16 protein-coding genes and 1 tRNA gene are annotated in these 20,547 nt (G+C 56.3%); 8 read left to right on the top strand and 9 right to left on the bottom strand.

What is annotated here, in order from left to right:
* Position 1: 1 nt before the first annotated feature.
* Positions 2-1,636 (bottom strand): citramalate synthase, encoded by a 1,635-nt coding sequence (gene cimA, locus BLU89_RS03360; protein WP_074734450.1) that lies wholly within the window; start codon positions 1,634-1,636, stop codon positions 2-4.
* Between the two features lie 70 nt (positions 1,637-1,706).
* Positions 1,707-3,155 carry a cysteine--tRNA ligase gene (gene cysS / locus BLU89_RS03355; protein ID WP_074736355.1) on the bottom strand — a complete coding sequence of 483 codons (1,449 nt, stop codon included), beginning with the start codon at positions 3,153-3,155 and terminating at the stop codon, positions 1,707-1,709.
* 278 nt (positions 3,156-3,433) lie between these two features.
* On the opposite strand from cysS, the gene BLU89_RS03350 reads away from it, so the two are divergent.
* Complete coding sequence (locus BLU89_RS03350) at positions 3,434-4,612, top strand: pyridoxal phosphate-dependent aminotransferase (protein WP_074734448.1); 1,179 nt, start codon at positions 3,434-3,436, stop codon at positions 4,610-4,612.
* Positions 4,613-4,630: 18 nt separating this feature from the next.
* Here the strand turns inward: BLU89_RS03350 and BLU89_RS03345 are convergent, their stop codons facing one another.
* On the bottom strand, positions 4,631-5,149 hold the full coding sequence (locus BLU89_RS03345; RefSeq protein WP_074734447.1) for an outer membrane protein: 519 nt from the start codon (positions 5,147-5,149) through the stop codon (positions 4,631-4,633).
* A 414-nt stretch (positions 5,150-5,563) separates the two neighbouring features.
* Between BLU89_RS03345 and BLU89_RS03340 the strand changes: the two genes are divergently transcribed.
* On the top strand, positions 5,564-7,108 hold the full coding sequence (locus BLU89_RS03340) for a trimethylamine methyltransferase family protein (RefSeq protein WP_074734445.1): 1,545 nt from the start codon (positions 5,564-5,566) through the stop codon (positions 7,106-7,108).
* A gap of 53 nt (positions 7,109-7,161) precedes the next feature.
* On the opposite strand, the gene BLU89_RS03335 is transcribed toward BLU89_RS03340, so the two are convergent.
* Both BLU89_RS03335 and BLU89_RS03330 read right to left on the bottom strand, forming a co-directional pair.
* Positions 7,162-7,407 (bottom strand): EF-hand domain-containing protein, encoded by a 246-nt coding sequence (locus tag BLU89_RS03335; protein WP_074734444.1) that lies wholly within the window; start codon positions 7,405-7,407, stop codon positions 7,162-7,164.
* Between the two features lie 542 nt (positions 7,408-7,949).
* Positions 7,950-11,567: a vitamin B12-dependent ribonucleotide reductase gene (locus BLU89_RS03330; protein ID WP_074734442.1), complete on the bottom strand. Its 3,618-nt coding sequence runs from the start codon at positions 11,565-11,567 to the stop codon at positions 7,950-7,952.
* Positions 11,568-12,095: 528 nt separating this feature from the next.
* Here BLU89_RS03330 and BLU89_RS03325 point away from each other — a divergent pair.
* Positions 12,096-12,548 carry a hypothetical protein gene (locus tag BLU89_RS03325; protein WP_245709652.1) on the top strand — a complete coding sequence of 151 codons (453 nt, stop codon included), beginning with the start codon at positions 12,096-12,098 and terminating at the stop codon, positions 12,546-12,548.
* 8 nt (positions 12,549-12,556) lie between these two features.
* Here the strand turns inward: BLU89_RS03325 and BLU89_RS03320 are convergent.
* From BLU89_RS03320 to pdxH, 4 genes are all read right to left on the bottom strand, one after another.
* Positions 12,557-12,633 (bottom strand) — tRNA-Pro (locus tag BLU89_RS03320).
* Between the two features lie 43 nt (positions 12,634-12,676).
* Positions 12,677-13,144: a DUF192 domain-containing protein gene (locus BLU89_RS03315; RefSeq protein WP_074734439.1), complete on the bottom strand. Its 468-nt coding sequence runs from the start codon at positions 13,142-13,144 to the stop codon at positions 12,677-12,679.
* Positions 13,145-13,151: 7 nt separating this feature from the next.
* The gene (locus BLU89_RS03310) at positions 13,152-13,679 is read right to left on the bottom strand and encodes a cold-shock protein (protein ID WP_074734438.1); all 528 of its coding nucleotides are present in this window, start codon (positions 13,677-13,679) and stop codon (positions 13,152-13,154) included.
* A gap of 121 nt (positions 13,680-13,800) precedes the next feature.
* Complete coding sequence (gene pdxH / locus BLU89_RS03305; protein ID WP_074736351.1) at positions 13,801-14,406, bottom strand: pyridoxamine 5'-phosphate oxidase; 606 nt, start codon at positions 14,404-14,406, stop codon at positions 13,801-13,803.
* Between the two features lie 134 nt (positions 14,407-14,540).
* Between pdxH and fabI the strand changes: the two genes are divergently transcribed.
* The 5 genes from fabI to trpE all read left to right on the top strand — a co-directional run bounded on the left by fabI (position 14,541) and on the right by trpE (position 20,525).
* Positions 14,541-15,347 (top strand): enoyl-ACP reductase FabI, encoded by an 807-nt coding sequence (gene fabI / locus BLU89_RS03300; protein ID WP_074736353.1) that lies wholly within the window; start codon positions 14,541-14,543, stop codon positions 15,345-15,347.
* Positions 15,348-15,353: 6 nt separating this feature from the next.
* A complete protein-coding gene (gpt, locus tag BLU89_RS03295) occupies positions 15,354-15,863 on the top strand; it encodes a xanthine phosphoribosyltransferase (protein WP_074734436.1) in 510 nt (169 codons plus the stop codon).
* Between the two features lie 40 nt (positions 15,864-15,903).
* Positions 15,904-17,079 (top strand): aminotransferase, encoded by a 1,176-nt coding sequence (locus BLU89_RS03290; RefSeq protein ID WP_074734434.1) that lies wholly within the window; start codon positions 15,904-15,906, stop codon positions 17,077-17,079.
* Between the two features lie 81 nt (positions 17,080-17,160).
* Positions 17,161-19,002: a peptidyl-prolyl cis-trans isomerase gene (locus BLU89_RS03285; protein WP_074734433.1), complete on the top strand. Its 1,842-nt coding sequence runs from the start codon at positions 17,161-17,163 to the stop codon at positions 19,000-19,002.
* 11 nt (positions 19,003-19,013) lie between these two features.
* A complete protein-coding gene (gene trpE / locus BLU89_RS03280) occupies positions 19,014-20,525 on the top strand; it encodes an anthranilate synthase component I (RefSeq protein ID WP_074734431.1) in 1,512 nt (503 codons plus the stop codon).
* The last annotated feature ends 22 nt before the right edge of the window (positions 20,526-20,547 follow it).

The raw sequence follows: 20,547 nt of genomic DNA, 5'->3' as shown, positions 1-20,547 counted from the left end.
GTTATTCGGCAGCCGCCGAGTGTGGGGCACAATCGCTCACCAGTTTCCACTGGATTGCATCCAGCAAAGCCTCGAAAGATGCATCGATTATGTTGGCGCTCACGCCAACGGTAGACCAGCGCCGCCCCTGCCCGTCCTCGCTGTCGATAATCACGCGGGTCACCGCCTCGGTCCCGCCCTGAGTGATGCGCACTTTGAAATCAACTAGCCGCATATCCGATAATATCTGCGAATACTGCCCAAGATCCTTGGCCAAAGCCTTGGCAAGTGCGTTCACCGGGCCGCGATCATTACCGCTCTCATCAAGTGATTCACTAACCGACAGCTTCTTCTCGCCATCCACTTTCACGACAACAACCGCCTCTGACAGGCTGACCATTTGGTTGTATTTGTTTTTCCGGCGCTCAACGGTCACCTTATACCGCTTTACCTCGAAGAACTCGGGCAGCTGACCCAATTCATCGCGCGCCAACAGCTCGAAACTGGCTTGCGCGGTGTCATAGGAATAACTCTCCGCCTCACGTAGTTTGATCCGCTCAAGGATACGCCCCAGTGCCGGGTCACCCGCGTCAACCGCCAGCCCCGCATCGGTCAGACGTTTGCGCAGATTCGACTGACCGGCTTGGTTGGACATCGGTATGATGCGCGTGTTTCCGACGCTTGCCGGGTCGATATGCTCATAAGTGGCCGGGTCCTTAAGAATCGCACTGGCGTGCAATCCGGCCTTATGCGCAAACGCCGACGCACCGACATAGGCGCTCTGCTTACGGGGTACACGATTCAGGATATCGTCCAGCATCCGGCTGATGCGCGTCAGACTGGCCAAAGCGTCAAATTTGATCCCGACCTCATAGCGCGATGCATAGGGTTCCTTCAGCATCAGCGTCGGGATCAGAGCGGTCAGATTGGCATTACCACACCGTTCACCCAGCCCGTTCAAAGTGCCCTGAATCTGCCGCGCCCCTGCATCAACGGCGGCCAGTGAACACGCCACTGCGTTTTCGGTATCATTATGCGTGTGAATGCCAAGACGATCACTGGGCAGACCAGCTGCGATCACTTCGGAAACGATCCGACCAACCTCGGCCGGTAACGCACCGCCATTGGTATCGCACAATACGACCCACCGCGCCCCTGCTTCCAAAGCGGCTCGGCATACCTCTACCGCGTATTCCGGATTGTCTTTGTAGCCATCAAAGAAATGCTCGGCATCGAACAAAGCTTCCCGGCCCTGCGCCACGATATGCGCAACCGAAGCACGAACGTTCTCGGTGTTCTCCTCCAGCGCAATGCCAAGCGCTTGGGTTACGTGATAATCATGCGATTTGCCCACCAAACACACGGCAGGCGTTCCGGCATTCATCACTGCGGCCAGTACATCATCATTCTCTGCCGACCGGCCCGCGCGCTTTGTCATCCCAAACGCGGTCATACAGGCCGCTGTCTTGGGAACGTTTTCAAAAAAAGCACTATCGGTCGGATTGGCCCCGGGCCAGCCACCCTCAATGTAATCAAGACCCAGCGAATCCAACGCCCGCGCGATCTGTACCTTCTCTGCGGTCGAGAACTGCACACCCTGCGTTTGCTGCCCGTCCCGCAGCGTAGTGTCATAGAGGTAGAGGCGTTCCTTATTCATCGCTCGCTCCCGCTGGCTTTCCATTAACTGCTGCGCCCGAACAGGGCAGTTTCAAAGTTGGAACCTGTCATCAGACGCATCCGAGCTTTGCAGCATCGAAACCTGCAACCGGGACCAGCTCGATGCCGTCTTTGCTCATCCGGACCTCCAGGCCCGCCGCGACATATGCGGCCTTAAGTCGATCTACTTCCGAAAAGTCCTTGCTCTGCATTGCCACTGCTCGTGCATCAGCCAATCGATCGGCATATGAGGACAGATCAATGGCACCTGTCTCGGCCCAACCCGCAAGCTCGTCCGTCAAAAGCCCAAGTAGCCGAGCACCTGCAAGCAGTCCCGCAGCGTCGCCACCCGCAGCAAATCGGTGAAGTTCGGCAATGGCGCCTGCTGTGTTCAGGTCATCCGCAAGCGCGTCGACCACCGCAGGGGCTGCGGTGACGGCGGGCTCGATGTCCGCCGTCAGCGCCCGCCACTTGCGCAAAGTTGCCTCGGCCTCACGCGCCTTCTTCTCGGTCCAATCCATCGGCTTGCGGTAATGGGTCTGCAGGAAAACGAACCGGATGATCTCACCCGGAACACCCTGTTCCAACAGGTCATGCACTGTGAAGAAATTGCCCAGTGATTTGGACATCTTCTTGCCCTCGACCTGCAGCATCTCATTGTGCAGCCAGTAATTTGCAAAAACGTCCTGCTCATTTGCGCAGCAGCTCTGGGCAATCTCGTTCTCATGGTGAGGAAACATTAAATCGTTGCCCCCACCATGAATATCGATGACATGAGGATGTTGCAGCGCTTGTTCAGACAAAGCGCCCACAGCCAACGGTTGCTTCCACAACAAATCATCTGCCATCGCCGAGCATTCAATATGCCAACCCGGACGACCCCGGCCCCACGGGCTGTCCCAACCGGGCAGCTCATCCGTCGAAGGTTTCCACAGAACAAAATCCATCGGATTTTTCTTATAAGGAGCGACCTCAACCCGGGCACCGGCAATCATGTCATCTACTGACCGACCGGACAGCGCTCCGTAATGGTTCTTCCAACTATCCACCGCAAACAGCACATGACCCACGGCGGCATAGGCATGACCCTTGGCAATCAGATCCTCGATCATGGCAATCATCTGGGCGATGTATTCCGTGGCGCGCGGCATGGCATTAGGTTCCATCGCCCCCAGCGCACCCATGTCGTGCAGATACCATCCAATGGTTTCGTTCGACCGCTCCTGAACCAGCTGCTCCAGCGAACCCTCAGCCCCGGCCCGTTTGCGCGCCAGAGCGGTTGCGTTGATCTTGTCGTCCACGTCCGTGAAATTGCGCACATAGGTTACGTGATCCGGCCCGTACGCATACCGCAACAAACGATAAAGGACGTCGAACACAACAACAGGGCGCGCGTTCCCCAGATGGGCACGGTCATAAACCGTCGGCCCACAGACATACATCCGCACATTATCTGGATCGATCGGAACGAAATCCTCTTTCGTCCGAGTCCTTGTGTTGTGCAGTTTGATTGTCGTCATCGGGTCGTGCTCCTGAAACAGCATATACGTCACGCGTTGGCGCGGGCTTAGCAACTTGTCTCAGGGAAGAAAACGAAAGAAACCGGCCCGCTTGAGAAATCAGCAGGTAATGCAGCAGATAATGATGCAGGTATTCGGGTTCATGCACATCCGATATCACGGGTTTGCATCTGAGCCAAGACTTGAGTTTGCACCGCTCTTGCCTATCAGCCCGAAGCTGATTGACAAAATTGTGGTGCTCTGACCCATTCGGCACAAGGGCTGGTTGGGAAGGCGCCATGAACCTATCACATCGCATCAGGCATCTGACCGGCAGCAGTTCGGACGGCTGGGAAGTATTCTATCGCGCACGACGCATGATTGACGCGGGCCATGCGATAACCGAGCTGACCATCGGCGAGCATGACACGCGAACTGACCCCTCGATACTGGCGGTGATGGAGGCTTCGGCCCGCGCCGGGCACACCGGATACGCAATGGTCCCAGGCATCGATCTGCTGCGCGACACCGTGGCTGCGCGCATCCAGCTGAGAACAGGTGTCCCAACGACCCGCGATAATGTAATCATCACTCCGGGCGGTCAGGCAGGGCTGTTTGCAGCGCACACAGCGGTTTGTGATCCGGGCGATACCGGCCTGTATCTGGACCCGTACTATGCCACCTACCCCGGTACGATCCGCGGTGCCGGTGCCGTGGCAAAACGCATCGAGACGCGAGCCGAGGACGCTTTTCAACCCCGCGCATCAGATATCGATGCCGCAGCTCATGGCGCGGTCTCATTGCTCATCAATACCCCGAGCAATCCGACGGGGGTGGTGTATTCCCCTGAAACGCTTTCCGCTATTGCTGACGTCTGCCAGCACCGGGATCTTTGGCTGATCTCGGATGAGGTATATGACACACAGGTTTGGGAGGGCGAACATCTGTCGCCCCGTGCTTTGCCGAACATGGTCGAGCGCACTCTGGTCGTTGGGTCGATGTCAAAATCCCACGCAATGACCGGTTCGCGCTGCGGTTGGATCGTGGCGCCCGAAAGCGTCATTGAGCATCTGATCACCCTAGCGACGCATACAACTTATGGCGTACCCGGCTTTATTCAGGATGCCGCAAACTTTGCGCTGAGCGCGGGCCAATCACTGGAGGACAAGATCGCTGAACCGTTTCGCCGTCGGCGGGCCCTTGCGGTTGAAGTTCTTGCCGCGCAGCAGACTGTCAGCCTGATCCCGGCACAAGGTGCTATGTATCTGATGCTGGATATCCGCGCGACCGGCCTCAGCGGAGAATCCTTCGCCAACGCCTTGCTGGATACACACGCGATCGCGGTGATGCCCGGTGAGAGCTTTGGTGCCGCTGCTGCGGGTCATATCCGTGTCGCCATGACGATCGCAGATGAAAAATTCGTCGCATCCCTGCAGAAGCTCTGTGATTTCGCATCACAGCTTGCAGAGTCGCGCTGATCGTCCGAAAGCTGTGGGTCAGAAACGAAATGTCGTGCGCAGGTTGAAAACACTTGTGTCGAGGCTTCCGCCGGACTGTGGAACATTGTCGAAGTCCTGCCGCAAAGCCTCGCCACTGATGACAAACCGATCGCCAATTGGATAGGCAACACCGATCCCATAAACGGCGGCCGTATCGCTGTCGCCAGATGTACTGGCCCGTGCGGTCCCCAACACAATATAACCAAGGGCCGAGCCAAAATCGTAGCCTCCCCGAAGCTTGAGACGTGAAAGGCTGTCAAGGCTACCTTCTGACTGGCCCAGATCAAGGTTCAGGCGGTTATACTCCAGTTCGCCACCCAACACGAAACTACCGAAATCATGATCATACCCAATCAAAGGGCCAAAGCTGGCGCTGCTGCCGCCTACCCCGCCGGATCCATCGGTATCTGCATAGCCAAAACTGAAACCGGCATATGGTCCAGTCCAGTCTTCCGCCACGACCGACCCGGCACTTGTTACTAGTGCAGCGACGAGAACGGTCGTAATTGACTTCATGCAGACCTCCAAACAATCGATGCCGGTTTGGGCACATCTGAGGGGCCGTGATCATTGGTCAGCAAGCCCCGAATTATATATAAACTTAGGGTCCTTATTCAAATACCTAAGAGCAGGTTAACAGATTCTTGTCATGACGTGAAAAAAACATTTATGAGCGGGGTTTTGCGATGAATTCAATGTAGGTGACCCCGAAAGAAAAACGAGCGCAGGTCGCAAATGGAATAGATTGTGACGAAAAGGCTTGAAACACTTGCTGCATCGAACTGAGGAAGTTGATGCAAAACGAGGTTTGGAAAATCTGTCTGATCAGCCGCACCATTGGTGCGGATCGTGGTCGTGCGGCACGTGGGCGACCAATGGCGGTCTGAGTACACTCAACCCTACACGTACTATTTCGACCGGACCCATACTATGAACGAACAAACCCGAAACTCATCGCGCAGCGGCGGACGCGCCGCGCGCCGAGCAGCGCGCGCCACGGCACTACCGGAACATCTGCGGCCCATTCGGTCTGGCATGGAAGGCGGAACTCTTAAAGTTCTGACCCAGACACAGATCGAACGCATCCACGAGGCTGCCCTGACCGCACTGGAAACCATCGGCCTGGCTGACGCACCGCAAAGCGGTATCGATTATCTCGTCGCCGCTGGCTGCACCTTGGGCGACGATGGCCGCATTCGATTCCCACGTGCTTTGGTCGAAGACACTATTGCCAAGGCCAATCGCTCGATCACGCTGCACAGTCGGGACGGAAAATCCGATCTGGAGCTATCGGGTAACCGTGTCCATTATGGCACCGCCGGGGCGGCCGTAAGTATGGTCGACGTGCACGGGCAGGAATATCGCGATTCGACTCTTCAGGATCTCCATGATGCTAGTCGCATCTGCGAACAGCTTGAAAATATTCACTTTGTTCAACGCCCTATGGTGTGCCGCGATATTGCAGACAATCTTGAAATGGACCTGAACACCGTCTACGCCACCACATGCGGTACGTTCAAACATATAGGCACGTCCTTCACTGAACCCAGCCATGTGGCCCCCGCCATCGAAATGCTGCACATGATCGCGGGTGGAGAGGACAAGTGGCGCGAGCGACCTTTCATGTCCAACTCCAACTGCTTTGTCGTGCCGCCGATGAAATTCGCCACCGAAAGCTGCGAAGTGATGGAGGAATGTATTAAGGCCGGTATGCCGGTATTGCTGCTCTCTGCTGGCATGGCCGGGGCGACAGCGCCTTCGACAGTCGCTGGGGCGATCGCTCAAGCCACAGCCGAATGCTTGGCCGGGTTGGTTTATGTAAACGCCGTAAAGCCCGGTGCTCCCGCAATTTTTGGCACTTGGCCCTTCGGTCTTGATCTGCGCACAGGTGCGATGTCAATCGGTTCGGGCGAGCAAGCACTGCTGACCGCCGGTTGCGCCCAGATGCACCATTTCTACGATCTTCCCGGCGGTGCTGCCGCCGGTGCCTCGGACGCGAAACTGCCGGACATGCAAGCCGGGTGGGAGCAGATGTGTTCAAACGTCATGGCGGGTCTTTCAGGTCTCAACATGGTGTATGAGGCCGCAGGTATGCACGCCTCATTGCTGGGGTTCTGCCATGAAAGCCTGATTCTAAGCGATGACCTGATTGGGCAGGCACAGCGATGCGTACGTGGAATCGAGGTATCGGACGAGACCTTGGCACTGGATCAGATGGCCGAGGTTTGTTTGGGTGGCCCGGGCCACTATCTTGGGACGAGCGCGACTTTGGGCCGAATGCAGGCAGATTATGTTTATCCTACCTTTGGTGACCGGTCGTCTCCGAAAGAATGGGTGGAGCTAGGCAAGCCGGGCCTGATCGAAAAAGCGATAAACCGGAAGGAAGAGATCTTGGCGATCCCATCTCCAGCGCGGTTCGATGCGCTTTTGGATGCTGAAATACGCAGCAGATTCAACATTTACCTACCCGCGTAAGATACTGATAATAGACGGCCCGAGACATTCGGGCCGTCTGATGTCTTACGCGATCAACCGTTTGAAGGCGGTAGAAGCCCTGCTTCCTGAGCTATGGTGATTTCATCCTGATCCAACGCGCCGTCGCCGTTTGCGTCCATCAACGCAAAACCTTCGGCATCGACCTCTGGAACGACCGCCTGAACTTCGTCAATCGTCAGTACGCCATCGCCGTTGGTGTCGGCTGCGCTCTGGGCGATCGCCAATGTCGGCAGACCTAGTGCCAATGCCGAGATTACGGCCAGTTTTTGCGGTTTCATGTTATGCCTCCTGATTGCATTTTCTTAAGTGTTTGTGTCCGGACAGGCGCCAGATAAGCGCCACCTGCCAGCCGCGTCACCCGCACAGATTGATTTCGCAGCATTCGCGCCAATCTCCGCGTGTTTGGCAGAGTCGCATATGCGAAGGATTGCCGGACAAAATGGACAGGTACGGTTTCGGCGACTCTTGCCCGATCCAAACTGGATGATCCGGCAAAGCCCTGCTCAAAACCCGACTCGGAGTTGAAAAAAGAAAGGGGGCCGAAGCCCCCTGTCAGTTTCGCCCTCCAGGCTCATTTCGTTGACCGCCCGGTATTTTTTTGCCTGCGGCCTGGACTGCGCATGGGGCGAGCGCACCCGCCCCGTGAGAGAGTGGGAAAGAGCAAATATTCCGCCCCACCCTGTTCCCGGCCAACACGGGCATGTCGGCCGAGTGGATCAAGGCATTGAAGGTAAGTCTCAGCGCCTTGCTCCGTATTCGTCGGGGCCGGTTACTGCGGCAGCATCCGACCCCTGCACCCCGGTTTGCCGGGGCGTTTAACTCAGCTACACCCGCTTGTGGAACCGCAGGTGTTGCATTTCATGCAGGTGCCATTGCGCACCAGCGTGTAGTTTCCGCATTCTCCGCAGGGGTCACCTTCATAACCTTGCATCTTCGCTTTGATGCGGGCGTCCATTCCGGTTGCCACTGCAGTTTCGGCGGGCGCTTCGAACGGCGCCGCGGTTTCTGCCATTCCGGTCGTGTCAGACTGACCCCCATTGAACACCATCAGATCCTGAGGCAAACGCTTACGAAGATAGCCAGTCGAGCTGATTTGTTTCAGCACTTCCAAAGACTTGGTTGCGGCACTGTCACTGATCTCCGAGACGTTTGACAGACCGTCCTCTTCACCACGCCCCAAATCGTCAAAGCTTGCGCCTTCGGGTTTCACATGGGCCAGATCGGTGCGATCAAGGTAGGACACGGCCAACTCGCGGAAGATGTAATCCAGGATCGACGTCGCATTCTTGATCGAGTCGTTGCCCTGCACCATCCCAGCCGGTTCGAACTTGGTGAAGGTGAAGGCATCCACGAATTCTTCCAGCGGCACACCATATTGCAGGCCAACAGACACCGCGATGGCAAAGTTGTTCATCATCGCCCGGAAGCCAGCGCCTTCCTTGTGCATGTCGATGAAGATCTCACCCAATTGGCCGTCTTCGAATTCACCTGTGCGCAGATAGACCTTGTGGCCCCCGACGATTGCCTTTTGGGTATATCCCTTGCGGCGATGCGGCAGTTTCTCGCGGTGGCTGCGGATGATTTCTTTGACCACAACCTTTTCGATCACCTTCTCGGCGAGAACGAGGGCTTTTTCCTGAGGCGATCCGCTTTCCAGCACTTCCGCCGCTTCGTCGTCATCTTCAACCAGTGCCGCCGCCAGTGGCTGCGACAGTTTCGAGCCATCACGATACAGGGCGTTGGCCTTCACACCCAGCGACCACGACAGTTCGTATGCCTTCTGGCAATCCTCGATGGTTGCATCATTCGGCATATTGATCGTTTTCGAGATCGCGCCAGAGATGAAGCTTTGCGCCGCTGCCATCATGGTAATGTGGCTATTGACCTCAAGGAAACGCTTGCCCTTTTTGCCGCACGGGTTGGCGCAATCGAAGATCGAATAGTGCTCTTCTTTCAGATGCGGCGCCCCTTCCAGCGTCATGGTTCCACAAACGTGATCGTTGGCCGCGTCAATATCCGCTTTGGTAAAGCCAAGATGGCGCAGCAGGTCGAACGTCGGGTCGCTCAATTTGGTCGCCGGGATGCCTAGAACGCCGGTGCAGAACTCTTCGCCCAGCGTCCACTGGTTGAAGACGAACCGGATGTCGAAGGCGCTTTCCAATGCAGCATCCACTTTGGCCAGCTCGTTCGGACCAAAACCATGGCCCGTCAGCGAAGTATGGTTGATGCCCGGCGCGTTGCCGATGGTGCCGTGACCAACCGCATATCCAACGATCTCTTCAATCTGAGACGAGGAATAGCCCTGCTTTTCCAACGCCGCAGGAACCGAGCGGTTGATGATCTTGAAGTAGCCACCGCCGGCCAGCTTTTTGAACTTCACCAATGCAAAATCAGGCTCGATCCCGGTGGTATCGCAATCCATCACCAGACCGATGGTGCCGGTCGGGGCGATCACTGTGGCCTGCGCGTTGCGGTAGCCATTCTTTTCGCCAAGACTCAGCGCCTCATCCCAGGCCGACATAGCCAGATCAACCAAACGCTTGTCCGGGCAGTTGCCGTGATCCAGAGGCACGGGCTTTACGGCCAGCTTCTCGTATCCGTCGGTCACGCCCTGCGACGCACGGCGGTGGTTCCGGATGACCCGCAGCATATGGTCTGCATTGCGCTCATAGCCTTTGAATGGGCCAAGTTCGCCAGCGATCTCAGCCGAGGTCGCATAGGCCACGCCTGTCATGATCGCAGTCAGTGCGCCACAGATCGCCCGGCCCTCGTCCGAGTCGTAGCTGTAGCCCATGTTCATCAGCAGACCGCCGATATTGGCATAGCCCAGACCCAAGGTGCGGAAGTCATAGGACAGTTGCGCGATTTCCTTCGACGGGAACTGCGCCATCGTCACTGAAATTTCCAGTGTCAGAGTCCACAGGCGCGAGGCGTGCATATAGTCCGCCGCCTGGAATTCATCATCCTTCAGGAATGTCAGCAGATTCATCGACGCCAGATTACAGGCCGTATCATCAAGGAACATATATTCCGAGCACGGGTTCGAGCCGCGAATCTCACCGTCTTTGGGGCACGTGTGCCATTCGTTGACAGTGTCGTGGAACTGGATCCCCGGATCGGCACAGGCCCATGCCGCGTGGCCGACCTTTTCCCACAGATCCCGCGCCTTTACGGTCCGGGCAACCTTGCCATCCTTACGATTGATCAACTCCCAATCGGCGTCTTTTTCAACAGCCGTCAGGAACGCATTCGTCACACGGATCGAGTTGTTTGAATTCTGGCCCGAAACCGAGCTGTAGGCTTCCGAATCCCAATCTGTGTCGTAGGTCGGGAATTCGATGCTGTCATGGCCCTGTTTGGCATAATCCAGAACGCGCTTGATGTAAGTTTCTGGGATCGCAACCTTTTTCGCCTCGCGAACGGCGGCTTTAAGGGCGTCATTCTTCATGGGGTCATACGCGTCGTCCTGCGTTCCGTCCCATGTGCGGATGGCCTCGAAAATGCCGTTCAGCATCTTTTCGTGCATCTTCGATCCGGCAACGATCGAGGCCACCTTCTGCTCTTCGATCACCTTCCATTCGATGAATTTCTCGATGTCAGGGTGATCAGCATCGACGATTACCATCTTTGCTGCTCGACGGGTTGTGCCGCCTGATTTGATCGCGCCAGCGGCGCGGTCGCCGATCTTGAGAAAGCCCATCAGGCCCGAGGATTTGCCGCCACCCGAAAGCGCTTCGCCCTCTGCACGCAAATGGCTGAAATTGGTGCCGGTGCCCGAGCCGTATTTGAACAGGCGCGCCTCACGCACCCACAGGTCCATAATGCCGCCTTCGTTCACCAGATCATCATCGACCGACTGAATGAAGCACGCGTGCGGCTGCGGATGTTCGTAGGCGGATTTCGATTTGGTCAGCTTGCCGGTTTTGTAATCTACATAGTGGTGCCCCTGTGCAGGACCGTCGATTCCATAGGCCCAGTGCAGGCCAGTGTTAAACCATTGCGGCGAGTTCGGAGCCGCGCGCTGGGTCGCCAGCATATAGCGCATCTCGTCAAAATAGGCGCGCGCATCTTCCTCGGTCGAGAAGTATCCGCCCTTCCAGCCCCAATAAGCCCAGGCACCAGCCAAACGGTCAAACACCTGCTTGGAAGACGCCTCGCCATCAAATTCTGCATCTTCCGCAGGAACTGAACGCCACAGGAACTCAGGAACGTCTTTCTCTTTGACTTTCTTCAGCTTGGACGGGACGCCAGCTTTGCGGAAATACTTCTGTGCGATGACATCGCTGGCAACCTGGCTCCACTTTGCGGGAACCTCAATCTCGTCCAGGCGGAATACGATGGTCCCATCGGGATTACGGATTTCAGACGTCGCAGACACAAAGTCCAGATCGTCATATGCATCCTGTCCCGGTTTGGTGAATTTTCTTTCAATCTTCATATCCGCTGCCCCAGCTTCGATCTGTCCAAATCTTTATTCTCGGCACCAATCTCAGATAACGTGGGGTGCCGCCCACATTGCCGTTAAAATCAAGACGAAAGCGACCGGGCGCTGCCCGCAGCAGCGCGGAACCGTAATTACGGGTTCACGTCTTACTGGTTTGCTTTCCGTCCCTAGCCCGATGCCCCTTTCCGGTCATTGTCTACCAGATTTAGTGGCTCGTCATTCGGCCCATACAATCTGGCGTATATTTCCATAGTTGGTCAACGGGCTTTTTCAGCCAATTAGGGAATCTTTTAGCTTGACCCGATTTAGAATTCCGGCGGATTTCCGCCAGATCGCGATTCCCGATCTGACAAGTTTAGGGCTGCACCGCAGCGGTCTACAAAAGGGCCACCGTGAATTCTCTTTTTTTCCGCCACAGTTAGAAGCAATTGATCAACTGGGCTAACGTTAAGGACCCTTTCAGAGAATCATCGTCACGACGATGCAGCGCATGTCATAATTGGAATGCCACGACATTTCTGGATGGGAATTCTGTTCAACATGCGTTTGTTTTCATTGTTAACTATTCTGGTCGTGATCGTGTCTTGCACATCACAGGAAAGCCCTCCTGCGTCTCGCAGTGCGCAATTCACAGGATACCCGCAGAATCTGTTCAATTCCTTCAAGACAGACTGCGCCGGCCCCGGTGACAAATACATCAAGACCGCAGCAGGCAGTTTTGAATGCCGCGAGACCCTTTCGCCCGAGGCAACAGCCTATCTGATTCTCAGTTTTGACGGATATCCACAAAACCTTCCGCAAATTGTGACGCAGCTGAAATCAACAAAGAATCAGGCGGGATATCGCGTCGATGCAGAACTGTTTTTTCTGGTGCCGCAGAAAAATGGGTCCACTCTGCGGATACCCATCGAAAGCGAGCAATTGGACAGGGATTTTTCCAGACTCTACACCGATTATGGTGGGACACCGGTGTAGAGAGGAAATGGTCGGGGCGGCAGGATTCGAACCTACGACCCCCTGTACCCAAAACAGGTGCGCTACCAGACTGCGCCACGCCCCGGACCGTGCGCCTTCCTAAACGTGCCAATCTGATTTGAAAAGCCCTAACAGGGCCAAATAGCGGGCCCTTGCGAAAAAACTTCATGGCGCATCTGCGTTCCGGCTCGAATACCATAGCGCTCGGCAAGCCCTGCGTTGATTTCCAGAACCGCATAGACCGAATCGCCACCCTCGATCGGGCTCAGATCACCCGGGATCGCGCCCTCATGCACACGTGTCACCGTACCTGCGCGATCTACAAAAATCATATCAAGTGGAATCAGAGTATTCTTCATCCAGAACGCCACAGGCTGCGGGGGATCAAAAACGAACAACATCCCTGACCTGCCGGGCATACTTTCGCGGAACATCAAACCGCGGGATCGATCTTCGTGGGTCAATGCCAGTTCGATGTCGAAACGAATCTGTGCCAGATCATTCCGCAGTTCGACGCGATCCAGACGGCATTCAGCCTGTGCGACCCCGCCGGACAACAGTGTCAGGATCACCAATACTAATGCTGTTCTCATCATTCGGAACCTAGTTGTTCAGAGCGGATTCCCAAGCCAGAACTTGCGCAGCCATCCGGCCTCTCTTGCCATCGATCACCCGCATGGCCAACGCCTCGCCCGGTTGCAGATCAGCCAGGCCCGAGCGGCGCAAAACCTCGATATGCAAGAACACGTCTTCGCTGCTGCCGAAGACATTGGCAAAACCGAACCCCTTGCCCTTGTCGAACCATTTGACGCGCGCAGCCTCCAGCGGGGCGCTGCCAATTACAGCTGGATCAAGCTCGGCGAAATCGGCCAGCATCATCGTTTCCGCCCGTTCGGGCGGGTCGACGCTGACCACCTCGACCGCCTGAACACCACGGTCGGTTTTGTGGGTCATAATCTCTATGCCCGCGCCATCCGCGACCGAGCTTTGCCCGAAGTTCCGCAGCACGTTGACATGCAGTAGAATGTCCGGACCGCCTTCGTCGGACACAACAAATCCGTATCCCTTCGCGGGATCGAACCATTTTACGTGTCCTCGGACGCGATACATGCTGTTCAAATCTTCTGGCACTGTTTTCCCATTACGATGATACGCAAGTCGTTAAGGGTCTGTTGTTTATGGCATTGGCCCGCAAATTCAAGCTGAAAAAAGCTTTTATTTGCAACCATTTGCATTTCACGATACGCGAGCGTCATGGATTCAACCTCTGCACTTGCCAGTCGGAATCGGCGCTGGACCTTTTCCACTGAAACCTGTCATGCAACCTAAAGGCACCATCAGCCCAAAATTCTACCTCGACCGGCGAAATCCGATACCCTCCCCAAAACTCAGGCCGAGGCGGATTGGTGCCAAGCTTGGCTGTCACCTTGGCCACTTCAGCCATCAGGGACGCTCGGCTATCCAAAGGTTGCGACTGGTGCGATGCCCAGGCGCCCAGACGGCTTTTTAGCGAACGTGATGCATAGTATTCGTCCGCCTGCGGCCCTTCTTCTTTGGTAATTATACCACGAACACGGATTTGACGCCGCAAAGATTTCCAATGCATCACAAAGGCTGCTTTATGGGCGCTATCCAGCTCCTGCGCCTTGGCACTTTGATAGTTCGTGTAAAAGACAAACGCGTCTTTTTCGATCTCTTTCAGCAATACCATGCGAGCATTTGGCAAACCATCTGAATCCACGGTTGCCAAAGCAATCGCGTTAGGGTCATTCGGTTCGGTCTTTTCAGCCTCAGCCAGCCACCGCCCCGCGATTTCAAACGGATCGGACCCGGCAAAGATGCCACTATGCTCGTTCATTTCCATCCCCTGGAAATAATTAACCCGACCCTAAGGCGAGAACCCGCTGCGGGCAAGAGCACATGGCCTTGCCGCAGGACAATCAATGGCATAAACCAACCCAACACAATGCGACGACAGGCGGAGAACCGAAGATGTCAAATCAGTTGATGGCCGGAAAACGCGGCCTCATCATGGGACTGGCCAATGACAAATCAATCGCTTGGGGGATTGCCCGCGCCCTGTCCGACGCCGGGGCAGAGCTGGCTTTCTCTTATCAAGGAGACGCACTGAAGAAACGCGTCGATCCTCTGGCCGCGCAACTGGGCAGCGAAATCGTGCTTCCCTGCGATGTCAGTAACGAAGATTCGATCAACGTGCTGTTTGCTGCGCTCGAACAGAAATGGGGCAAACTGGACTTCGTTGTTCACGCCATCGGCTTTTCGGATAAGAACGAACTGCGTGGTCGCTATGTCGATACTTCACGCGCAAATTTCAATCTAACCATGGATGTCTCGGTTTATTCGTTCACAGCCGTCATGCAGCGCGCGGAAAAGATGATGAACGAAGGCGGCAGCGCAGTCACCCTCACCTATTACGGCGCCGAACAGGTCATGCCGCACTATAATGTGATGGGTGTCGCCAAAGCAGCGCTTGAGGCGTCCGTGAAATACCTGGCCGAAGATCTGGGCAAGGACGGTATCCGTGTCAATTCGATTTCAGCAGGCCCGATCAAGACGCTCGCCGCCAGCGGCATCGGCGATTTCCGCTATATCATGAAGTGGAACGAGTATAACTCGCCCCTGCGCCGGAACGTGACCATTGATGATGTTGGCAAATCGGCACTATATCTGCTGTCCGATCTCAGCAGTGGCGTGACCGGAGAGAATCTGCACGTGGATTCGGGATATCACATCGTCGGAATGAAAGCCGTCGATGCGCCGGACGTTGAAAAGGGATAAGAAAGCATGAGCGCTAAGGACCGTCTGCCGCACGAAAAAGGATTCCATATCAGCTGGGATCAGATCCATCGCGACTCGCGCGCATTGGCTTGGCGTCTGGATGGACAAGGGCCCGACGATGGCGCATGGCGCGCAGTCGTGGCGATCACCCGCGGCGGCATGGCCCCTGCGATGATCGTCAGCCGTGAACTGGATATCCGTACGGTCGACACTGTAAGCGTGAGATCCTATCACCACCAGTCACAGGGTGAGGCTGAGGTACTCAAAGCCCCAAATGCCGAACTGATGGGCGATGGAACCGGCATCCTGATCATTGACGATCTGGTCGACAGTGGCAAAACACTGGAACTGGTCCGCGAGATGTATCCCAATGCGCATTTTGCAACCGTATACGCCAAACCCAAAGGCCGCCCGCTGGTGGATACTTTCATCACCGAGGTCAGCCAGGACACCTGGATCTTCTTCCCATGGGACATGGCGTTGCAATATGTCGAGCCCTACAGAGGCACAGACTGATCAAGCCTTTTTGCTTGGACGCTGAAAACACGGACTTTCCATGAAAGCAACTCGAACCAACGCCACCTTTGCCCCTCCGGTGATGGAGGCGCGGCGCTGGCTTGATGGGGTTGTTTTTACTGCCGACCGTCCGCTGATCAATGTTAGCCAGGCCGCACCAGTTGATCCTCCTCCATTGGCTCTGCGGCAGGCGATGGCCGAGTTCGCAATCGAACAGGACAGCGCCCATCTTTATGGCCCGGTTCTGGGTAACAACGACCTGCGGTCCGAGTTAGCTATTCAGATCAGTGCCCATTATGCAGCAGAGGTTTCGGCGGATCAGGTCGCGATCACCTCAGGCTGTAATCAGGCTTTTTCGGCCGTGATCTCGGCAATCACTGATCAAGGTGATGAGGTGATCCTGCCAACGCCGTGGTACTTCAACCACAAAATGTGGCTTGATATGGCTGGTGTTAAAGCTATCGATCTGCCTGCTGGCGATGATTTACTACCAGACCCCGAGAAAGCTCGCACGCTTATCAACGAAAACACGCGGGCCATTGCATTGGTCACGCCGAACAATCCCGGCGGCGTCGAATACCCTTCGGATCTGGTGCATCGCTTTTATGATCTGGCGCGGGAAACGGGGATTCGTCTGCTCGTTGATGAAACTTATCGCGATTTCGACAGCCGATCCGGTGCTCCACATGAATTGTTCCAACAGGCGGATTGGGACGATACCTTTATACATCTCTACTCGTTCTCGAAAGCCTACCGACTAACCGGGCACCGTGTCGGCGCGATTGCCGCCGGTTCACCGCTTCTGTCTGAAATTGAGAAATTTCTGGATACTGTTGCGATCTGCCCTGGCCAGATCGGCCAGTTTGCCGCTTTATGGGGAATGCAAAACCTGACCCAGTGGGTTGCAGGCGAAAGGGATGAAATTCTCGACCGCCGGGCCGCAATTGCAGAAGGAATGCCACGGCTAGAGGCAAAAGGCTGGCGCTTGCTGGGGTTGGGTGCCTATTTCGCTTATCTTGAACACCCGTTTGAGATCGCTTCAGACGATCTGGCACGGCAATTGGTGCCCGAGGCAGGTATTCTGCTGTTGCCGGGCACTATGTTCACGCCCTCAGAAGATCCGGCAGGAAAGCGGCAGGTTCGCATCGCATTCGCCAATCTCGACCGCGCTGGAATCGCGCAGTTGTTCGACCGATTGCAGGCCCTGTCCTTCTAAGCTTGCCCCTCGGCTGCACGCATCGTATTCAGGGCCGCAACCGACAGGGCAGACACTTGCCGACAAAACCAAGAGGGCACCATGGCCGCAGGCATGAAAAACCTATCCAAAACCTTTGTCTGGATTCTTATGGGCCTTCTGATGCTGGGCCTTGCGGGCTTTGGCGCCACCAGCCTGACCGGAACCGTGCGTACGGTTGCGCAGGTCGGTGATGAAAGCGTAACGGTCGATGCCTACTTTCGCGAACTTCAACGCGAAATCCGCGCGGTTGAGGCGCAAACCGGACAGCCAATGCAGATTTCGCAAGCCCATGATATTGGCCTTGACCAACTGGCCTTGTCCCGCCTGATCGCTCTGGCAGCGCTCGATAATGAGGTCGGGCAGCTTGGCATCTCGATCGGGGATGAAAACCTGCAAAACGAAATCGTCCAAATTCCGGCCTTTCAGGGCGTGGATGGCACCTTCGACCGCGAGGCATATCGCTTTCAACTGGAACAAGTCGGCATGTCCGATACCGAGTTCGAATCGGATTTGCGAAAGGAATCAGCCCGCACGATCGTACAGGGCGCGGTGATGGGTGGTGTTGAAATGCCGCGCACACTGACCGACGCATTGTCGAGCTTTGTGCTCGCCCGCCGCAGCTTTACCGTTGCAACCCTGTCCGCCGACGCCTTGGAGTCCCCAGTGGCAGAACCGACAGAAGATCAAATCCAGACTTTCTATGATGAAAACACTGATCAGTTCACCCTGCCCCGCACCAAGCAACTAACATACGCTATTTTGTCGCCAGAGATGCTGCTTGATACGATTGAGGTCGATGAAGACTCATTGCGCCGCCTCTACGATCAGCGTGCCGAACAGTACTTTCAGCCCGAACGCCGTTTGGTCGAACGCCTGACCTATCCCAACGAAGAAGCCGCGACTGAAGCGTTGGCTCAGTTAGAGGTCGGCGGAGCGGATTTCGAACAATTGGTCCGCGATCGGGAGCTTGAGCTGAGCGACGTTGATCTGGGTGACGTCACGCGCGAAGACCTGGGCGATGCCGCCGATGCTGTTTTCGCAGCCGAGATCGACGATGTAGTTGGCCCGCTTCCTTCGGTATTTGGCCCAGCCTTGTTCCGTATCAACGGGTCGCTTGCCGAGAATAACGTAAGCTTTGAAGACGCCGAGCCCGAGTTGCGTGAAGAACTCGCCGCAGACCGCGCGCGTCGCCAAATCGAAGCGCAGGCCGAAGACATCAACGACTTGCTAGCCGGCGGCGCGACGCTGGAAGAACTGGTCGGTGAGACCGAATTGGAACTGGGCCAGATCGACTGGACCCAGCAGAACGACGATGGCGTTGCCGCATATGACGGCTTTCGCTCTGTCGCCGAAGCTGTGCAAGAGGGTGATTTCCCCGAAGTCGCATTTCTTGAGGACGGTTCGATCTTTGCCTTGCGCCTGAACGAGGTACTGGAGCCACGCCCGGAACCATTGGAAAGCGCACAGGCGCGTGTTGCCACAGCTTGGACACGGGCAGAGACCGCGAAGGCGCTGCAAAATCAAGCCAACTCAGTTCTGACCCAGCTGGCGACCGATGGCGATTTCACTGCAACAGGCCTGCCCTTCCGGGTCGAAAATGCACTGACGCGAACCGCGTTCCTTGAGGATGCTCCAGTAGATTTCATGACGCAGGTTTTTGAGCTGGAACCAGGTGAGTTGCGCGTCATCCCAGGAAACGGCACTGCGCTGATCGTTCGTCTGGAAGAAGAACTGCCACCGGCCGAAACCGACGAACAACGTCAGATGCAGGATGCTCTGGCCGCGCAGCTTGATCAGGCGTTGGCACAGAACATCTTCGATATCTATGTGCGCAACGCCCGGACACGCGCGCGCCCTGTGCTGGATCAGCAAGCGCTGAACGCGGTACGGGCAAGCTACTAAAGAGACAGCACATGGCCCTGACCCCGGAATTCGAAACCTTCGCACGCGCCTATGACGCGGGTGAAAACCAGGTCGTCTACACCCGGCTTGCCGCCGATCTGGATACGCCAGTGTCCCTTATGCTCAAACTGACGGGCGCACAGAAAGACGCCTTTATGCTCGAGTCGGTAACCGGCGGCGAAGTACGCGGGCGCTATTCGATCATTGGCATGAAGCCCGATCTGGTCTGGCGTTGCCACGGCGAAACATCTGCCCTGAACCGATCGGCCCGGTTTGATGCCGACGCGTTCCAGCCGCAAGACGGCAACCCGATGGATAATCTGCGCGCCCTGCTCGCCGAAAGTCGCATCGCGCTACCCGATGATCTGCCGCAAGCTGCTGCCGGGCTGTTTGGGTATCTGGGCTATGACATGGTGCGACTGGTAGAATACCTGCCGGATGTGAACCCTGACCCGCTGGGCCTGCCCGATGCGATCATGCTGCGGCCTTCGGTCATCGCCGTGCTGGATGGCGTCAAAGGCGAGGTCACCGTGGTGTCCCCCGCATGGGTCAGCGATGGGCAATCCGCCAAGGCCGCGTATGCGCAAGCCGCCGAACGCGTTATGGACGCCGTTCGCGATCTGGAACGCGCAATGCCCGCAGAAACACGTGATCTGGGCGATGCGATTGAAGTTGGAACTCCGGTATCCAACTTCACCAAATCGGGCTATATGCAAGCTGTTGAAAAGGCCAAGGAATATATCCGCGCGGGCGACATCTTTCAGGTCGTCCCGGCCCAACGCTGGACACAGGATTTTCCGCAACCGCCGTTTGCGCTCTACCGCTCGCTGCGGCGTACGAATCCGTCACCATTCATGTTCTATTTCAACTTCGGCGGTTTTCAGGTTGTGGGCGCGAGCCCGGAAATCCTCGTGCGTGTGTTCGGTGATGAGGTCACGATCCGCCCCATCGCAGGCACCCGTCCGCGTGGCGCGACGCCCGAGGAAGACAAAGCCAACGAAGTCGATTTACTGGCCGACAAAAAGGAACTGGCCGAGCACCTCATGCTGCTTGATCTCGGCCGCAACGACACGGGTCGTGTGTCAAAGATCGGAACCGTGCGCCCCACCGAAGAGTTCATCATCGAGCGCTATAGCCACGTGATGCACATCGTATCAAATGTGATCGGAGAACTGGCCGCGGACAAAGACGCTCTGGATGCCTTCTTTGCCGGGATGCCCGCAGGCACGGTTTCTGGCGCGCCAAAGGTTCGCGCAATGGAGATCATCGACGAGTTGGAGCCCGAAAAACGCGGCATCTATGGCGGCGGCGTTGGATATTTCAGCGCGGGTGGTGACATGGATATGTGCATCGCCCTGCGCACGGCCATCGTGAAGGACAACAAGCTCTATATTCAGGCGGGCGGCGGCGTGGTCTATGACAGCGACCCTGAGGCTGAATATATGGAAACCGTCCATAAATCTAACGCGATCCGGCGCGCCGCGGCTGATGCAGCACGGTTCACCGGAAGTGGAAACAGCTAATAATGGCGGCGCATAATAGGCG

Origin of the sequence: Ruegeria halocynthiae (assembly GCF_900106805.1) — a bacterium.
Classification (GTDB): domain Bacteria; phylum Pseudomonadota; class Alphaproteobacteria; order Rhodobacterales; family Rhodobacteraceae; genus Ruegeria; species Ruegeria halocynthiae.
The sequence above is the reverse complement of the archived record's forward strand: the minus strand, read 5'-3'. Positions and strand labels throughout refer to the sequence as shown.

Coding starts and splice junctions, on each gene's coding strand:
- cimA (WP_074734450.1), bottom strand. CDS start 1,636: ATGAATAAGGAACGCCTCTACCTCTATGACACTACGCTGCGGGACGGG.
- cysS (WP_074736355.1), bottom strand. CDS start 3,155: ATGACGACAATCAAACTGCACAACACAAGGACTCGGACGAAAGAGGAT.
- BLU89_RS03350 (WP_074734448.1), top strand. CDS start 3,434: ATGAACCTATCACATCGCATCAGGCATCTGACCGGCAGCAGTTCGGAC.
- BLU89_RS03345 (WP_074734447.1), bottom strand. CDS start 5,149: ATGAAGTCAATTACGACCGTTCTCGTCGCTGCACTAGTAACAAGTGCC.
- BLU89_RS03340 (WP_074734445.1), top strand. CDS start 5,564: ATGAACGAACAAACCCGAAACTCATCGCGCAGCGGCGGACGCGCCGCG.
- BLU89_RS03335 (WP_074734444.1), bottom strand. CDS start 7,407: ATGAAACCGCAAAAACTGGCCGTAATCTCGGCATTGGCACTAGGTCTG.
- BLU89_RS03330 (WP_074734442.1), bottom strand. CDS start 11,567: ATGAAGATTGAAAGAAAATTCACCAAACCGGGACAGGATGCATATGAC.
- BLU89_RS03325 (WP_245709652.1), top strand. CDS start 12,096: ATGGGAATTCTGTTCAACATGCGTTTGTTTTCATTGTTAACTATTCTG.
- BLU89_RS03315 (WP_074734439.1), bottom strand. CDS start 13,144: ATGATGAGAACAGCATTAGTATTGGTGATCCTGACACTGTTGTCCGGC.
- pdxH (WP_074736351.1), bottom strand. CDS start 14,406: ATGAACGAGCATAGTGGCATCTTTGCCGGGTCCGATCCGTTTGAAATC.
- fabI (WP_074736353.1), top strand. CDS start 14,541: ATGTCAAATCAGTTGATGGCCGGAAAACGCGGCCTCATCATGGGACTG.
- gpt (WP_074734436.1), top strand. CDS start 15,354: ATGAGCGCTAAGGACCGTCTGCCGCACGAAAAAGGATTCCATATCAGC.
- BLU89_RS03290 (WP_074734434.1), top strand. CDS start 15,904: ATGAAAGCAACTCGAACCAACGCCACCTTTGCCCCTCCGGTGATGGAG.
- BLU89_RS03285 (WP_074734433.1), top strand. CDS start 17,161: ATGGCCGCAGGCATGAAAAACCTATCCAAAACCTTTGTCTGGATTCTT.
- trpE (WP_074734431.1), top strand. CDS start 19,014: ATGGCCCTGACCCCGGAATTCGAAACCTTCGCACGCGCCTATGACGCG.